The organism is Erwinia sp. QL-Z3 (genome assembly GCF_004551645.1).
GTDB classification, from domain to species: Bacteria; Pseudomonadota; Gammaproteobacteria; order Enterobacterales; family Enterobacteriaceae; genus Erwinia; species Erwinia billingiae.
This window is the reverse complement of the sequence record NZ_CP037950.1, coordinates 4,283,187-4,299,118: the sequence shown is the minus strand read 5'-3', so window position 1 is coordinate 4,299,118 and position 15,932 is coordinate 4,283,187. Positions and strand designations below refer to the sequence as shown.

General features: G+C 50.1%; 15 protein-coding genes, 1 tRNA gene and 1 pseudogene. 11 read left to right on the top strand and 6 right to left on the bottom strand.

The annotated features are described in order from the left end of the window. Window positions 1-97: 97 nt before the first annotated feature. The 3 genes and pseudogenes from E2F51_RS20555 to E2F51_RS20545 form a co-directional block, all read left to right on the top strand. Window positions 98-2,311, top strand: coding sequence for an AAA family ATPase (locus tag E2F51_RS20555; RefSeq protein ID WP_245174142.1), 2,214 nt, complete (start codon window positions 98-100; stop codon window positions 2,309-2,311). A gap of 38 nt (window positions 2,312-2,349) precedes the next feature. Beyond that, window positions 2,350-3,576 (top strand): hypothetical protein, encoded by a 1,227-nt coding sequence (locus E2F51_RS20550; protein WP_245174141.1) that lies wholly within the window; start codon window positions 2,350-2,352, stop codon window positions 3,574-3,576. A gap of 635 nt (window positions 3,577-4,211) precedes the next feature. After that, window positions 4,212-5,037, top strand: a pseudogene (locus E2F51_RS20545) (ArdC family protein); the annotation flags it as partial. 173 nt (window positions 5,038-5,210) lie between these two features. Here E2F51_RS20545 and E2F51_RS20540 read toward each other — a convergent pair. The 3 genes from E2F51_RS20540 to E2F51_RS20530 form a co-directional block, all read right to left on the bottom strand. Beyond that, window positions 5,211-5,286 (bottom strand) — tRNA-Asn (locus tag E2F51_RS20540). Window positions 5,287-5,387: 101 nt separating this feature from the next. Next, window positions 5,388-6,179 carry a DgsA anti-repressor MtfA gene (gene mtfA, locus E2F51_RS20535; RefSeq protein ID WP_053142398.1) on the bottom strand — a complete coding sequence of 264 codons (792 nt, stop codon included), beginning with the start codon at window positions 6,177-6,179 and terminating at the stop codon, window positions 5,388-5,390. Between the two features lie 186 nt (window positions 6,180-6,365). After that, the gene (locus E2F51_RS20530) at window positions 6,366-7,028 is read right to left on the bottom strand and encodes a hypothetical protein (RefSeq protein ID WP_013202703.1); all 663 of its coding nucleotides are present in this window, start codon (window positions 7,026-7,028) and stop codon (window positions 6,366-6,368) included. Window positions 7,029-7,634: 606 nt separating this feature from the next. On the opposite strand from E2F51_RS20530, the gene E2F51_RS20525 reads away from it, so the two are divergent. From E2F51_RS20525 to E2F51_RS20510, 4 genes are all read left to right on the top strand, one after another. After that, entirely contained in the window at window positions 7,635-8,330 is a 696-nt protein-coding gene (locus E2F51_RS20525) for a phosphohydrolase (protein ID WP_013202701.1), read from the top strand. Window positions 8,331-8,412: 82 nt separating this feature from the next. Then, complete coding sequence (locus E2F51_RS20520) at window positions 8,413-8,661, top strand: hypothetical protein (RefSeq protein ID WP_013202700.1); 249 nt, start codon at window positions 8,413-8,415, stop codon at window positions 8,659-8,661. Window positions 8,662-8,880: 219 nt separating this feature from the next. After that, window positions 8,881-10,281 carry a DNA cytosine methyltransferase gene (locus tag E2F51_RS20515; RefSeq protein ID WP_134824400.1) on the top strand — a complete coding sequence of 467 codons (1,401 nt, stop codon included), beginning with the start codon at window positions 8,881-8,883 and terminating at the stop codon, window positions 10,279-10,281. Between the two features lie 53 nt (window positions 10,282-10,334). After that, complete coding sequence (locus E2F51_RS20510) at window positions 10,335-10,802, top strand: very short patch repair endonuclease (protein ID WP_134824399.1); 468 nt, start codon at window positions 10,335-10,337, stop codon at window positions 10,800-10,802. Window positions 10,803-10,810: 8 nt separating this feature from the next. Here the strand turns inward: E2F51_RS20510 and yedA are convergent, their stop codons facing one another. Next, window positions 10,811-11,728 carry a drug/metabolite exporter YedA gene (gene yedA / locus E2F51_RS20505; protein WP_013202697.1) on the bottom strand — a complete coding sequence of 306 codons (918 nt, stop codon included), beginning with the start codon at window positions 11,726-11,728 and terminating at the stop codon, window positions 10,811-10,813. Between the two features lie 172 nt (window positions 11,729-11,900). Between yedA and E2F51_RS20500 the strand changes: the two genes are divergently transcribed. The 4 genes from E2F51_RS20500 to E2F51_RS20490 all read left to right on the top strand — a co-directional run bounded on the left by E2F51_RS20500 (window position 11,901) and on the right by E2F51_RS20490 (window position 13,634). Continuing rightward, on the top strand, window positions 11,901-12,173 hold the full coding sequence (locus E2F51_RS20500; protein ID WP_013202696.1) for a hypothetical protein: 273 nt from the start codon (window positions 11,901-11,903) through the stop codon (window positions 12,171-12,173). 14 nt (window positions 12,174-12,187) lie between these two features. After that, window positions 12,188-13,099 carry a DUF808 domain-containing protein gene (locus E2F51_RS20495; RefSeq protein WP_013202695.1) on the top strand — a complete coding sequence of 304 codons (912 nt, stop codon included), beginning with the start codon at window positions 12,188-12,190 and terminating at the stop codon, window positions 13,097-13,099. 37 nt (window positions 13,100-13,136) lie between these two features. Then, window positions 13,137-13,268 (top strand): hypothetical protein, encoded by a 132-nt coding sequence (locus E2F51_RS24205; protein WP_013202694.1) that lies wholly within the window; start codon window positions 13,137-13,139, stop codon window positions 13,266-13,268. Between the two features lie 186 nt (window positions 13,269-13,454). Further along, entirely contained in the window at window positions 13,455-13,634 is a 180-nt protein-coding gene (locus tag E2F51_RS20490; RefSeq protein ID WP_013202693.1) for a YodC family protein, read from the top strand. Window positions 13,635-13,708: 74 nt separating this feature from the next. On the opposite strand, the gene E2F51_RS20485 is transcribed toward E2F51_RS20490, so the two are convergent. Further along, window positions 13,709-14,929: a glycosyl transferase gene (locus tag E2F51_RS20485; RefSeq protein ID WP_013202692.1), complete on the bottom strand. Its 1,221-nt coding sequence runs from the start codon at window positions 14,927-14,929 to the stop codon at window positions 13,709-13,711. 42 nt (window positions 14,930-14,971) lie between these two features. Beyond that, window positions 14,972-15,775, bottom strand: a complete 804-nt coding sequence (locus E2F51_RS20480) for a mannosyl-3-phosphoglycerate phosphatase-related protein (protein WP_013202691.1) — start codon at window positions 15,773-15,775, stop codon at window positions 14,972-14,974. Window positions 15,776-15,932: the final 157 nt, after the last annotated feature.

Below are 15,932 nucleotides of genomic sequence, written 5' to 3'. Positions count from 1 at the left end.
TCTATTAAATCCTAAATTCTAAAAAACAATGCAATCAATCCAGTTCGACCTCCACAAACTTGGGTGGAAAGCTTTCGAGGATCTCGTATCATGTATCTTGAAAGAGACCCTTGGGCAGACATTTCAAGTATTCTCTGACGGCGTTGATGGCGGCCGCGATGGGGCTTTCTATGGCACTTGGGCTGGAACTGGTTTCGGCAATGACACCAGCAGTAGTTTTACTACTCAATGTAAACATTCCAGCAAACAAGATATGAAGCTTTCAAAGGGTGTTGTTAGTGATGAACTTCCTAAGATTGAGCGGCTTGTGAGTAAAGGGCTGGCCGATGTATACCTTCTATTCACGAATTGTTCAGTTTCCGCAGAAACAGCCGCCTTGATGGAAGAAGACATGCGGAAAGCTGGTGCAAAGTTCGCAATGATTTACGGTGCCGAATGGATAAACCATAGCATATCCTTACACCCAAGTCTTAGGCGTATGGTACCCCGAATATATGGCCTTGGTGACCTTTCCCAGATAATTACAAATCAGGCATTCCGGCAAGCAAAAAGTGTTCTCGATTCAATTGCTCCAGATCTTGCATGCTTCGTCCCCACAGAGGCATACCGACGTTGTGCACACGCTCTCAGGGATCACGGATTCGTGATGCTTATAGGTGAACCTGCAAGTGGTAAGACTATGATAGCTAATTTGTTAGCGCTCTCAGCGGCTGATGAGTGGGGGTTGCAAACGCTGATTTTAAGTTCGCCGGAAGATTTGGATAGGCAATGGAACCCAGACGATCCAGGACAATTTTTTTGGGTTGACGATGCTTTTGGATCTAATCATTGCGACTTCAACCGAGTCCAAGAGTGGAATCAAAGGCTCCCTAAGTTGAAAGCTGCTATACATAAGGGAGCGCGAGTGATTTTCACTTCGCGCAGCTATATCTTCCGTGCAGCCCAGAATCGCCTAAATACAAATAAATTCGAGTTATTCAAAGATAGCCGAGTCACAATTGAAGTTGAGAAACTCTCCGATCCCGAAAAGGCCATGATCCTGTACAACCATCTGAAGCTTGGGAAACAGACTAAAGCCTTTCGGAGGGCAATAAAGAGTTTTCTACCTTCAGTAGTATCAGTGCCCAAATTTCTTCCTGAAATTGCCCGGAGATTCGCCAATCCGCAGTTTACGAATAAGCTTGTGCCTAACGAAGTTGGGGTCGTTAATTTTTTCTCAAATCCCACTGGGGTCATGACAGACATTATTGGTGGGCTTGCACCCGCTGAAAGAGCGGCCTTAGCCCTCGTATTTGCTAATGGAGGGGAACTACCAATCCCACTGCGGCTAGAAAACCCTCAGACAACCAATATCATCACGTCCATGCAATCAAATCTTGGCGACGTAAAAGCTGCATTGTCAGCATTAGATGATTCACTCATCAGAATTAGCAAAACACAAGACGAACACTACTGGAAATTCCGCCATCCAACCATTCGCGATGCTTTCGCAACTGACGTTTCGGGTAATCCAGAACTCATCGATATCTACCTTTCCGGAGTCACAAAGGAAAGATTAATCGAGGAAATCAGTTGTGGGGATATGGGGATTGAGGGGATAAAACTGGTTGTGCCACATAGTATGTTCAACAGCGTTCTGGATATCATCGATCCTAGTGGCAACAGAGCCTCCATCAGTAAGCCAATACTCTCATTTTTGGCAAGCAGGTGTTCACCTGAATTCTTGGGACTTTATTTCAATAACAACAAAACAAAGGCTAATTTGCTTGATTTAATAAACTCTGCGAGAAAATACGATAATAGCCTTACAATATTGGGTAGGCTGAATGCAAATGGTCTACTGGGTGATGAGCTCAGAATAAAAGTACTGGACAGGCTGAGCGTTCTTGCCACAGTAAACCATTCAGATTGTTTCATCGATGCCGACTTTGTCGGAGTTTTACTCTCGCAAGAAGAGAATGCAGCCAGGCTTTCAGTCCAAAAAGTCGGGTTTTACTCTAACATGAATGAAATAATCCAAGATATAGAGGATTCCTGGGGTACAGATGATGATGTAGACGAAGCATTCTACGATGTCACACGCCTTTTGGAGCGATTTCGTGACGAGAACAATGAACTTTATTGTGCGGATTTTTATGATGAAGATGAATGGCAAAAATCTGAACAATTCATCCGTGAAATCGAAGCTAAGAAAGATATGTTGAAGCAGAAGCAATCCGAGGCAGTGGATTACGAAGAATTAGAAACAGAAGAAGCCCAGAGTACAAATTTGACTTCAGGACGAAGTATTTTCGACGATGTTGACGAGTAAAATCTTAGCATGATTATTAGTAATGATTGAGGTCTAAAATGGATTGGGAAATATTTAAACTCTCTCTTGCACAGCGAGACCTTACGGGTCTTGATTCAGAATTTACATTGTCAACAAAGCGTTTAGTTTCCCTTTTTAAAGCAGATGGGGCACATCTTAATAAATGGTGGGTTATGACCCCGGTAGAGTGGATTTGCCCCTGCTGCAGAAGGAAAAAATCAGAAATAGTGAGGCTGAATAAAAATAATTTTTTAAGCTGCCAACTACATGAACATCATGACCATATGAAAGAGGTCGTAAAGTCCCTTTTTGAGGAATTCTCAACAAAGAAGAAAACTATTGTTGCGGATGCTCTCTCTGAACGATTTGCCATAAAGACAGCATTTTCTTTATCAGCCTATGACAATACGATAATATGTTCTGACTGTAATAAAGCCGATGCTGATGCTAAGCGCTTAGTTAAATGCCATCGATTTTTTTCATTTTCACCAACGGAGATATCGGAATTTATTCATGTTGCCAGTAATCGCGAACATCAAATAAATGCTGAGGCCGCAAAAAAAGTGTGGGAGAGGGTAGAGCCTGTATTTAATATTCGTATGGATATGGCTAGAAAATTTGCAACTATAGCTGCCGAAAAACAAGACTGGTATCAACCATCAGAAAAAACCGCTAAACAGACAGAAACTTTAGCCAGGCATTTTTTTAGGATTAATGGATTGTTAGAGTTTGATCAGAATTGGCCTGAAAGTTTACTGTATAACACTGAAGTTTTTAAAGGAGCAACTAACTCTTGGAGGATGAAAAAAAGTTTTATCGCTAAACGTGAGCCAACATCAAATGAGATTTCCCACCTTTCCTCTACTAGGGGGAAATATTGGAATAGATATGATGAGCGATGGGTGTGCCCTTGTTGCAAAAGAAATAAAATTGAGTGTGTCAGAGCTTCGAAGAAAAATCCTTGGGTACTTGAAATAAAGAAAGTGCCTCTATTCAACTCTGAGAAAAAAACAGTGGATTATGAGAGCTCGCCAATGTGTGCAGATTGTATCGACTCAGTAATACACTTAGGTCGTGAGGCTTTGATCTTAGCTGGTTCAGATGCAGCTTTTCCAAGCTCGGTTATAACATTACAGGAGTTGTCTTCTGTAATATTACCTCGGCCATACTCCAAACATGCTTTAAGGAATGATTTAATAGATAATATGTTGCCATCGATTATTGAGAGATGCTCTATCTTTTTTGGATATCCAAAAAAAAGTTGAAATTAAACTTATGATTATATTTCGATAATGGCTGAGAATGGATGGTTTTTATAAAAACATCATTACATTTTGAAAATTAAAATCGGAACTGGAATTATAGAGGCAGTTTCTCCCTGCTCAGGGTTTGAAATAAATTACGTGTTTTTCATTTGTTGTCATTCAGGCTCAATAAGGAACTGAAACTCCAGATAATTACTTTTCGATGAAACTAAGGATTTTAAAATCGGCTTAGAGCATATTTATTTTTAAATTATAGGGTTGATTTTTTCAAAAAATTACTATTCATACATTTGCTATAGCTGCTACATGTAGCATGCCCTGTAAGAGTTTACACCCCTGCTTTTTATTTTACTTTTAGACCTTATCCGTAAGCCAATCAAGCCACTCCAAGTCTCTAGCCTTTACCTCTTTCACCACTGCGGCTCAAGGGGCGCTACGCTCGCCTATGCAGTGTCAGCTTTTTATCCTTGTGACTTCCGTTCTCGTATCAGCTTCCGGTTAATCGTTTCCCAACACAACCCGTCGCGCAAGGGTAAGTGGCACGCATTCTGCGCCCTTGCTGGCCGGAAAGATGCCGGGAAAGCGAACCGTCAGGCGATCCGAAGACGAAAATCACACACTGACGGAGAAAAACCATGACGATTTCCATGCATTCCCAGACAAGCGCCCCTAACACCGCAGTGGCGACCAGCGTATCCCCGCTGGACCCGTCAAGCTCCTCAAAAACGAAATTTTCCAAAAATAAAACTGATATTTATCAGACCGTCACTGACAGCATTATTTCTGCCCTTGAAACAGGCGTTAAGCCGTGGTCCTGCCCGTGGCAGCGCGTACCGGGTATGTCAGGATTGCCTTCAAATTACTCAACTGGAGCGGCTTACAGTGGGATGAATATCATGTTGCTGTGGTGCAGTGCGTCAGAACAGGGGTTCAATGATTCGCGTTAGATGACTTACAAACAGGCAAAAGCGGAAGGTGGGCAGGAACGCAAAGGAGAACACGGTACTACCGGCATTTTTTATACTTTGCTGGAACGGGAAAATGATGGAGAAACTGACTATATCCTGATGCTGAAGACGTTCACCGTGTTTAATGTTGAGCAAATTGATGGTTTGCCTCTGCGGGACGAAGCTGTTTGCCCGACAGAGTCCTTTGAGCAGTTAGCGCGTGGGGAAGCGCTTATCCGAAACAGCGGTGCAACCATCATTGAAAAGGAACAAAACGCCTTTTTTTGCACCGACAACCGACGAAATCCGGTTACCTGAGCGTTGCCTTTTTACCGATGCTGCCATTTTCTACGCAACCGGCCTGCATGAGCTGATTCACTGGAGTGGGGCAAAAAGTCGACTGAACCGTGATATGAAACGGAAGTTTGGCAGTGAGGGGTATGCGTTTGAGGAGTTGATCGCCGAACTGGGAGGCGCGTTCCTGATGGCGGATCTGGTAATCGCTGAAGAGGTGCATAGACTGATGGTCCATAATAATATGCGCGCCTGTATCGCGTGCTGCATCTAAGCCTTTCAGGGATGGTTTTGAAAGAGGGTATTTCAGCTCGTAAAGAAATATGCGATAGGGCGGCAGATATTGAAAAGCAAAAAGCCCGCTTAAGTTTCCTTAAGCGGGCTTTTCTAATATGGCTCCTCTGACTGGACTCGAACCAGTGACATACGGATTAACAGTCCGCCGTTCTACCGACTGAACTACAGAGGAATCGGTTTCGATGGGGCGCATATTAGCGAGGTAGCCCAGGTGTGTCAACAGCAAAAAACACGCTAGCTTTCAACTGGCTAGGATTAAATCAACCCGACGTATTAGTGAACAATTCCACGGTCATTTTGACGGGATTGCGCGTCTGAATAGCGTTTTGCCGGATCCTGGCGGTAAAACTGGCTAAAGCGTTGATAGAGGCTGGGGAAACGATCCTGCACAATGTCCGGCGCAGTGAAGAAGTACTCCGATAATACGGCGAAGCATTCGGCGGCATCGCTGGCGGCATAGGCATCAATGCTGGCGGCGTTCTCACCGACGGTATCGATCTCATCCTGAATATCCTTCATTGCCGCCTGCAAGTCCTGCTCCCAGCCCGCCACATCACGCAGCGCAATCGACGGTACGCCATTGGCATGGCCGCTACCGCGGCTGTCGAGCTTGTGCGCCACTTCGTGAATAATCAGGTTATAACCGGAGAGATCCCAGGAGTCCTGCACATCCAGCCAGTTCAGCACCACCGGACCTTGCTGCCAGCTCTGACCCGAATGCACCATCTTTTCATGGTGGACCAGACCAAACTCGTCCTGCCATTCATCGTCGACCATAAAAGGAGAAGGGTAGAGCAGCACTTCGTGAAAACCGTCCAGCCAGTCATAACCCAGATTCAACACGGGCAGGCAGAAGATCAGTGCGAGGCGGGTACTTTTGAGTTCATCAAGCTGGAAGTCTTGCAGCGGCACCAGGCGCTTTTGCTGTAAAAAGCGTTTCGCTAGAGAAATTAGTGATGTCTGTTCAGCATCGGTTAGCGCGCCAAGTAAGGGGATCGCCATTGCCTGCTGCCAGGGCAGGGCGTCTCTGGCATCTTCGTCGGTTTTCCACGGCCATTTGATCATGATGCACCCGGTTCGCTGAAGGGATCTTTACCATGCCGTAGCGCACCGTCTTACGCAACTGCTGCGTGGCAGCAACAGTGCCTAAGAAAGAAAGCTAAATGTGGGATACGCTGGCTTTAAGGCGCATATTCAATCACTTAAAACCAGCAGTGTCTGTGATGAAGTACAAAAAAGCGGCCTTTCGCCTCAGACGCGTTCGAACTCAATCACCCAGACCCAGGGGTTAACTTCCCAGCTGGTGCCACCGTACTGTAACGCCCATTGTTTACGATAGGCATCTTTGCTGGAAACCGCTTCGCTGTGCATGGTGAAAAAGTTATTCAGAAAATGGGAGTCGGTTTGCACACCCTCGGCGATCACATCGTCATCGCTGATATCCTGAATTTTCTCGACACGAATGCCGGTGACCACCAGATCGATACGGCTTGCCCAGCGGGGCATATGAATGCCGGCCTGCCAGCCAAACTGCTCTTGTTCATCCAGCTCGGCGGTTGCGAACTGGCTGGTATCGGCACGGTACTGGCAATAACGCGCGCTTTTAAATGCCGCTGGCGAACGCTGATATTCCGCCATTTCGTCAGGCTCGATAACCGGGCCGCGCCAGGTTTCACGGACCCAAAGCCTGTCGCCGGGTTGTCCGTAAGGGCAGTGGTAACTTAAGTTTTCCATACCCATAACCCGGTTGCCTTGCAGGTGATTATTCAGCACATCAATACCATAGCACCCCTCATGGTTATCCTGTCCGGGACCAAAGAGTTGTGACTTCATAATGCGCCGAGTTTGGCTCTGTTGGCCTGAGAGCAGCGCTCGCACCCGTTGATCGCTAAACAAAATCGGGCGTTCTTTCATGGTTTGACCTCTGTTACTTACATGTTGAACCGATGAACACAGCAACGCTAAAAAGACAAGACAGAATAATCTGAACATTAGCCTGAAGAAAAATACCAGAATCAAAAATTTAGGTAAACATTAGCTGTGCTTGTTGATTTCACTGCCAGGTTAGGGCCATCGCACCTGCTGAATGATCAGGTCGTCCTACCCGGTCTTACCCAAGATGATCCCCTAAAATAAAGGCGGGGTAACAAATTTGACATATGTCGTCTTTACAATCTCTTACAGTGCAGATGCTGAAACAGCGTACCGTCGCGAGGTAAAAATGCCCCAAAATAAGAGATTGTCGGGTAGCGTTAATTCTATCTCACTCTTTGCATAAAAGCCGACAGTTAATTTCACGGCGTTCATTATGTCTGTTTAACCATTTGCCTGAAAATTAATCAATAAATTTTCCTATGGCAAAAGGCTGAAAAGACGAAATATGTTGTGATTCCGTTAAAAATAGCGTTATAAACATGATGTGGATCTCGTTTTTGACCAATTGGTACAGGCGGGTTTCCAGCAGTGGACTGGCCTTCACCCACTGACATCTCTACAAGTCCAAACAATAAGGAGAAGTCTATGTCGCTTATTAACTGGCAACTGCGTTTTGAAAGCTGGCTCCATGAGACCTGGCCACAGGATGATAAAGCCCACGACGTGGCCCATTTGCGCCGGGTCTGGCAGACAGCACAGCGTATTATGAATGGCACCGAGGCGGATGAGCTGGTTGTGCTTACCGGCTGTTATTTCCACGATATTGTGAACCTGCCGAAAAATCACCCGGAACGTCATCTGGCGTCTGCGCAGGCCGCGGTCGAGACCCGCCGCGTATTGCGCGAGGTCTTTCCTGATTTCCCCAAAGACAAATACGAAGCGGTGGCCCACGCGGTTCATGCTCACAGCTTCAGTGCCGGCGTAACCGCTGAAACGCTGGAAGCAAAGATCGTGCAGGATGCCGACCGTCTGGAATCATTAGGCGCGATTGGATTAGCGCGGGTGTTTTATGTTTCTGGCGCGCTGGGGCGTTCACTGTTCGACAGTGCCGATCCGCTGGGACGTGAACGACAGCTAAATGATACCGAATGGGCGCTGGACCATTTCCAGAAGAAATTGCTGCGCCTGCCTGACACCATGCAAACCGTCGAAGGTAAACGTCTGGCTGAACACAATGCGCGTTTTCTGGTGACTTATATGGCCAAGCTGTGTGCAGAACTGAAAGGGGATTTCTGCGCCCTCGATGAAGACGTGCTACGAGAATTTAGTCCGGTTTCATAGAAATATTAAATTTTTATGACTGTATAGTTAAATCGCACAATACAGGCTACGTTATCTGGGACATTTTTCAGGAGAATCAGTGATGACCGATAACGTAAGCCTTACGATCAAGATTGACCCCACTTTAAAAGAAACCCTTAAATCTCTGGCGCTGGAAAATCAAATCTCCCTGAGTCAGGAAGTTTGCCAGCGTCTGCAAAACAGCCTGACCGCCGTGGAACACACCGCCGTCGATAACCAGGGCACTGCTGAAGAGACCGATGAGCAGCTGAACGCCAGCGAGCTTAAACAAATCCGCGCGTTACTGAAAAAATCTAAAAAGAAGAAGTAGGTCGCCTGTTTGTGCCCCTCACTATGGCGAGGGGCTTCCTTCCTGCCACAACCTACATCATCAACTTGTTACGCCTCCTTTTGCCGATGTCCAACCCGCCGATCTCATTATCCTGAATTAAATTTAATGCGCCGCCAGCCTTCCCGATCTTTTTTCCGCCTGGCGCGGGCGCAGCGAAGTGATAGACTGCAGGCGTTTACTTATTGATGTCGGGTGATTATGAGCGAGTTTGACAGCGTGGCGCTGCCGTTAGCCGAACAGGCAAGCCAGCAGAAATTTGATCAGGACTGCGAGTTACTGCACAGCGTGCTGGCGATTTATGACCAAAAACGGGTCCTGGCGGAATTACAGCAAACCAGCCAGCATGGCTGGACGCGCGACAGCCTGAGTCGCTGGATGAGCGGTAAAAGCGCCGCAACGCCGCTGACTGAAGCTGAACATCAGGCGCTAAGCCAGCTGCTGCCGACACCTCCCGCTCATCATCCGCATTATGCCTTCCGCTTTATCGATCTGTTTGCCGGCATCGGCGGCATTCGCAGTGGCTTTGAGGCCATTGGCGGCCAGTGCGTGTTCACCAGCGAGTGGAACAAATATTCGGTCAGAACCTATAAAGCCAACTGGTACTGCGATCCTGACGCACACCGCTTTAATCAGGATATCCGCGACGTCACCTTGAGCGGCAATCCGGCGGTGAGTGAGCAGCAGGCTTATCAACATATCGATAAGCAGGTGCCCGACCATGATGTGCTGCTGGCCGGATTCCCCTGCCAGCCGTTTTCACTGGCCGGCGTGTCGAAGAAAAATGCGCTGGGCCGGGCCCATGGATTTGAATGTGAAGCGCAGGGCACGCTGTTTTTCGACGTGGCGAGGATTATCACCGCCAAAAAGCCGGCGATCTTCGTGCTGGAAAACGTCAAAAATCTGAAGAGCCACGATAAGGGTAAAACCTTCCGCATCATCATGGATACGCTGGATGAGCTGGGTTACGACGTGGCAGATGCCGACGCCAGCGGCGCCGGGGATCCCAAGATCATTGATGGCAAACATTTCCTGCCGCAGCATCGCGAACGTATCGTGCTGGTCGGGATGCGTCGCGATCTGAAACTGCCGGAATTCACCCTGAAGTCGCTGTCCACGCTCTATCCCAAACAGCGCATCCCGCTGCGTGCCTTAATGGAGCCCGAGGTTGACGCCAAATACATTCTGACGCCGACTTTATGGAAGTACCTTTATAACTACGCCAAAAAGCATCAGGCAAAGGGTAACGGCTTTGGCTATGGCTTGGTGGATCCGCAGGTGGAGACCGGTGTGGTGCGCACGCTGTCCGCGCGCTATTACAAAGACGGCTCTGAAATTCTTATCGATCGCGGATGGGATCGTCAGCTGGGCGAAGTCGATTTTGACCAGCCCGAAAACCAGCTGCGCCGTCCGCGCCGTCTGACGCCAAGAGAGTGCGCCAGGCTGATGGGCTTCGAAGCGCCGGGCAGTTACCGCTTCCGCATTCCGGTTTCAGATACCCAGGCTTACCGCCAGTTCGGTAATTCGGTGGTCGTGCCGGCGTTTGCGGCGGTGGCAAAGCTGCTCCAGCCGTGGATAGCGTTGGCAGTGAAGCAGCGTTAACTGGCCTGATCCTAAGCTGGGCTATACTTAGCCAAAGCATAAGGATGATAACAATGGCCGACGTTCACTCCTCTGAAATCCGCAGCAAAAACATGCGCGCGATCCGCACGCGCGATACGGCGATTGAAACCCGGCTGGCAGAGTTGCTGACCGGCCTTGGCTTGCACTATCGGGTGCAGGACAAGGCACTCCCGGGCCGGCCCGATTTTGTGCTGGATGAGTATCACACCATTATCTTCGTCCACGGCTGTTTCTGGCACAAACACCATTGCCATCTGTTTAAGGTCCCGGCGACGCGGACGGCATTTTGGCTGGGGAAAATCGACAGCAATGTCGCGCGAGATAAGCGCTATATTGCCGAATTGAGCGCGGCGGGCTGGAAGGTGTTGCTGGTGTGGGAATGCGCGTTGCGGGGCAAAACGCGGCTGGAAGAAGACGCGATGACCAGCCGGCTGGAAGAGGGGATCTGTGCCGGAAAGGGAAACGGAGAGATCGATTCCCAGGGGATCCGGCAGATTTAAGGGCCGCGTTACTCGCCCAATACGCAAGGCTTTACGGTGGGCTTGGCCGGGAACAGATACTTGCCCAGCGTCACCAGAATGACCGCCAGCACAATAATCCCTAATGCCAGCCACTCTCTTGACGTCAGGCTCTCACCGCCAAATCCAATCCCCAGCAGCACGGCCACCACCGGATTCACATAGGCGTAGCTGGTGGCGATGGCCGGCGGCACATTGCGGATCAGGTACATATAGGCGTTAATGGCGATCACCGAGCCAAACAAGCTCAGATAACCCAGTGCCAGCAATCCTTCAATCCCCGGACGGGTGGTCAGATGCTCACCGCTTACGGTGCTGGCGATCAGCAGGACGATACCAGCGGTCAGCATTTCCACCGCACCTGCCATCATGCCGTGTGGCAGATTGATGCGTGAGCCCCAGACGGATCCAAACGCCCAGCTTAATGAGCCCAGTAGGATCATCAGCGCGCCCCAGGGATTTCCCCCCAGATGGCCGCCGCTATTCAGCAGCACGATGCCAACCAGCCCAACGGCAATCCCCAACCACTCAATCCAGCGGGTCTGAATGCCGAACAGTCGGCTAAAGCACATCGCAAACAGCGGCACCGTCGCCACCATCACCGCTGCAATGCCGGAAGGGACATTCTGGTGCTCAGCCACCGTCACCGCACCGTTACCAATCGCCAGCAGCATGATGCCGACCAGGGCGGCGTTTAGCGCAGGACGCCAGCCTGGCAGTTTTTCGCCACGCAGCAGCAGGAACACCAGCAACACGACACCGGCCAGCAGAAAACGCAGACCTGCCAGCATCATCGGCGGCCAGCTGGCAACGCCCACTTTAATCACGAAGTAGGTCGATCCCCAGATAAAGTAGAGGGCGAACAGCGCGGCCAACAGCGGCAGCAGGGCAGGAGCACGGCGTAACATGATATTTTTCTCGGCCTGTTAAAGGAGGGTTAACTTAACGCTAAAAAAACGTTTCAACCAGATGATAAAACACTTTTTTTCCGGCAGAAGGACGATTAGCGTCACACAAGTTGCATCCCTCGTTCATAATTGTTTAGATCACACTCTTTAACATCTCTCGGCAGGGTAAACCATGGCCAGTATCAAACTCACGGTAAGACGGCTGTATAAAATCAGCGGCGAGCGCATGGTGAATACCCATGCGACCGCACGGATATTTGTCGGTGAACACCTGGTGGCAACCGAAGAGATTAGCGGAATGACCGAAAGCCCGGTGAGTAAATACCTTCATCATCATCAGGCCGAAGGGCAACCGATCCGCGTTGAGTGGGATTGCGACGGTATTGCCGATATGGCAGTGGCCGAAATACAGGTTTGTCCCTGTTGTCAGCACGATGAACACTAATAAGGAACGTAATTTTGGCAGGAACGAGCTTACTGACACTTTTGGACGATATTGCCACGCTGCTGGATGATATTTCGGTAATGGGGAAGGTGGCGGTAAAGAAGACCGCTGGCGTCCTTGGGGACGATCTTTCGCTGAACGCGCAGCAGGTTAGCGGCGTTAAGGCCAATCGCGAACTTCCCGTGGTCTGGGGCGTCGCCAAAGGATCTTTCCTCAATAAGCTGATCCTGGTGCCGCTGGCGTTGGTGATCAGTGCGTTTGCGCCCTGGGCAATCACCCCTTTGCTGATGGTTGGCGGGGCTTACCTGTGTTACGAAGGCTTCGAGAAGGTGCTGCACAGTCTGCACAAGGACAAGTCGGCGAACACCCCGGAGGCGAGAGAAGCGCGCATCAAAAAACTCTCCCAGCAAAATGCGGCAGAGTTTGAGAAGAAGAAGGTCAAAGGCGCGATTCGGACCGACTTCATTCTGTCGGCAGAAATTGTCGCCATTACTCTGGGCATCGTCTCTGAAGCACCGTTAATGAACCAGGTGTTAATACTGGCGGGCGTGGCCATTTTGGTGACGGTGGGCGTGTACGGGATTGTGGCCGGCATCGTGAAAATTGACGATCTGGGCATGTGGCTGCAGGAGAAATCCTCGGCGGTGGCGAAAGCCATTGGCGGTGCACTGCTGGCGATGGCGCCGTGGATGATGAAGATCCTGACCGTGGTGGGCACCATTGCCATGTTCCTGGTTGGCGGTGGCATCATTGCCCATGGCGTGCCGGCCATTCATCACTTTATCGAGCATTACACCGCTGATTTTGCCGGGCTACTTGCCTCGGTAATGAGCAATCTGGCGCACCTGGTACTGGGCCTGATTGTGGGGTCAATCGTGCTGTTGGTGGTGAATTTGGTTGCCAGGATGCGGGGTAAATCAGTATAAAGGCAGCTTATTCGCGAGCAAGAACTCTGGAGTGATGATGAAAGACGACATTTTTGAATTTGATATTGATGCCGAGCTGGAACAAGCCGAAGCCAATGCGGAAAAAAAGGCCAGTGAAGTGCCTGCCGACTTAGGTGATGAAGCGGATTGTGAAGGTTGTAAAATCTGACGCCAGAGCGCCAGTACTTTCCCTTAAAAGGCGAATAACTTAGCTTATTCGCCTTTTTTATTTGCCTTAAATTGAGCGGCTTATCGGGATTTAACATAAGTTTTACTCCCCATTAACAGAATAATACTGGCCCGCCTGCTATACCTGAAGTTCCCGGTGTCAGGTCTGCAAACATGAGGGTCAGTTATGATCATGGTCAGTCAGGAAGTGCAGCTTAAAAGTGGTGGTCCGGCGATGGTGGTGACAGGCTATGCCAGTGGCATGGTTGAGTGTCGCTGGTATGACGGTCACAGCGTTCGTCGCGAAGCCTTCAGGGAGGAAGAACTCTCACCTTTGCTCACTGGCGAGAGCCAACTTGCCAGCTAGCACCATAAAGCAGGACGAAGTCGCTCTCGTCCTGCTTTTTCTTTCCTGAATTGCACTGCCGTCAGGCGCGATAATTACACGTTGCCGGCGTTATCCTCTTCTACCGCGTCATAAATCCGATGCAGAATATCCGGGAACGCTGACTGAACCCGACTCCAGCTCGGGATAAAAGGCTTCTCGTTTGGCCGTTCAATAAACGACTGACCAGCATCCAGAATCGACTGGGTAAACATCTCAACCGCCGCTTCCTCGGCATGCTGATCGAACTTCAGCCCGTTCATCGTCGCTTCGTGGTTATAGACTTCCATCATATCCAGCGCATTGCGGTAATAGGTCGCTTTCAGCACGCGGAACGAGTCGCTGGTGATGTTCACGCCCATCGTCGCCATCTTACGCAGCAGCGACTGCACAATGTCATTGCTCATCCTGCGCAAGCCACCGGTGCCATCCTCTTCCGATAATGGCTGATGCTTGTGGTCATAATTATCGGCAATCTCGACCTGACAACTCTGTCGGGTGGTGTAGTTGCGGTAAATTTCTGACAGCACGCCGATTTCCAGTCCCCAGTCGCCAGGGATCTTGATGCCGTTGAGCACGTGCGTGCGCATGGCGAATTCACCGGAGAGCGGATAACGGAAGCTGGAGAGGTAATCCAGATACTCAGAATGGCCATACACTTTTTGCAGTGAGCGCAGCAGCGGACCAACCAGCAGACGGCCCACGCGGCCATTCAGCTTGTTATCCGCCACGCGGGCATAGAAACCTTTGCAGAACTCATACTGGAACGAGGGATTGGCCAGCGGATAGAGCAGACGTGCCAGCATGCCGCGCTCGTAGGTGACAATGTCGCAGTCATGAAGCGCAACGCAGGAGGACTTGTCTGAGGCCAGCGTGTAGCCGGTACAGAACCAGACGTTGCGTCCTTTACCCGGCTGTGACGGCGACAGGCCTTCTTTATCCAGTTCCGCATCCAGCGCTTTCAGACGCGGTCCATCGTTCCACAAAATACGGTGCCGTTGTGGCAACCGCGAGAAGAACTCACGGGCAAACAGAAACTGCTCACGGTCAGCCTTGTCGAGGCCAATCACAATCTCTTCGAGATAGGGGACTTTCGCCAGCTCGTCAACGATGTTGCTTAACGCCGGTCCTTCCAGTTCAGAGAATAAAGAAGGCAGGATTAACGCCATTTTGCGCTTTTTGGAGAAACGCACCAAATCCTTCTCAAGTTCCTCAACCGGCCGGCCGGTGAGGTTATGGAAGTTGGTAATTACGCCGTTCTGGAAAAAATCACTCATCGCATTCCCCTTAATGGCGGGTTATCGGCAGCAGGCCGATCCTCACCCCTGGTTTAAAAAGTGCGTAAGACCTTCACTCCAGCCTTCAGGGCCGAAATACGCACTGTGGAAAACGTGCTCGTTATCTTCACGCTGCAGCGTGACGGGTGTTTTACTGTAACCCTTAATAATGACGGCAAAATCGACTTTATCCAGCATCGGCGCATCATTGGGACCGTCGCCTAAGCCCACCGTCAGCCAGTGTTGGCCGGATGGATTCGGGTAGTGGCTGAGCAAAAAGTCCAGCGCCGCGCCTTTTCCCGCACCCTGATTGGTGACACTCCAGAAACGTCCTCCCTGCAACAGGCCCAGCTGCTCGGCGGCCAGCGCCTGCTTAAAGGCCGTGAACTGTTGTTCGGTGTCCCGCCAGATCAGGCTTTCCGATCCTTCACGCATGCGCGCCAGCGAGGCGTTATGCAGCGTCAACCCGGTCCAGTCAGCCACTTCCTGTTCGGTCACATCGGCAAAACCGGTGAACTTGAAGTGATAGCGGTCGCGCAGCGCGTGCAGGGTCTGGCAAATCTCGGTGTAACCCTTTTGTGTCGGTTGAGCCAGGGCGTCCTTAAACCCTTCCCAATGGATAATGGCGCCATTTTCCGCAATATAGGGTGCGCCGGTCAGACCCAGCTGGCGCTGAAGCGGCAGGATTTCGGCGGCGGTTTTACTGGAACAAATGACCACCGGGATCTGCTGCTCATTAAGGCGATCCAGCCAGGGCTGAGCAGGCTGCCAACTGTAGGTATGATGATCGAGCAGGGAGCCATCTAAATCCGTCACAATCATCAGGGGATCATTCAGCGTGGGCATAAGCCATCCTCCTCGTTCACAACGATAAAAATGCAGGATAATCAGAGAGTATAACTCCGGCTGGAGACTCCGAAGGCTGAAGCGCAGAAATACTGTCCGTTAAGGCCGGAGAAGTGATGAGAATTATCCTAAAAAATAGCGGGGGTTGTACAAGGGC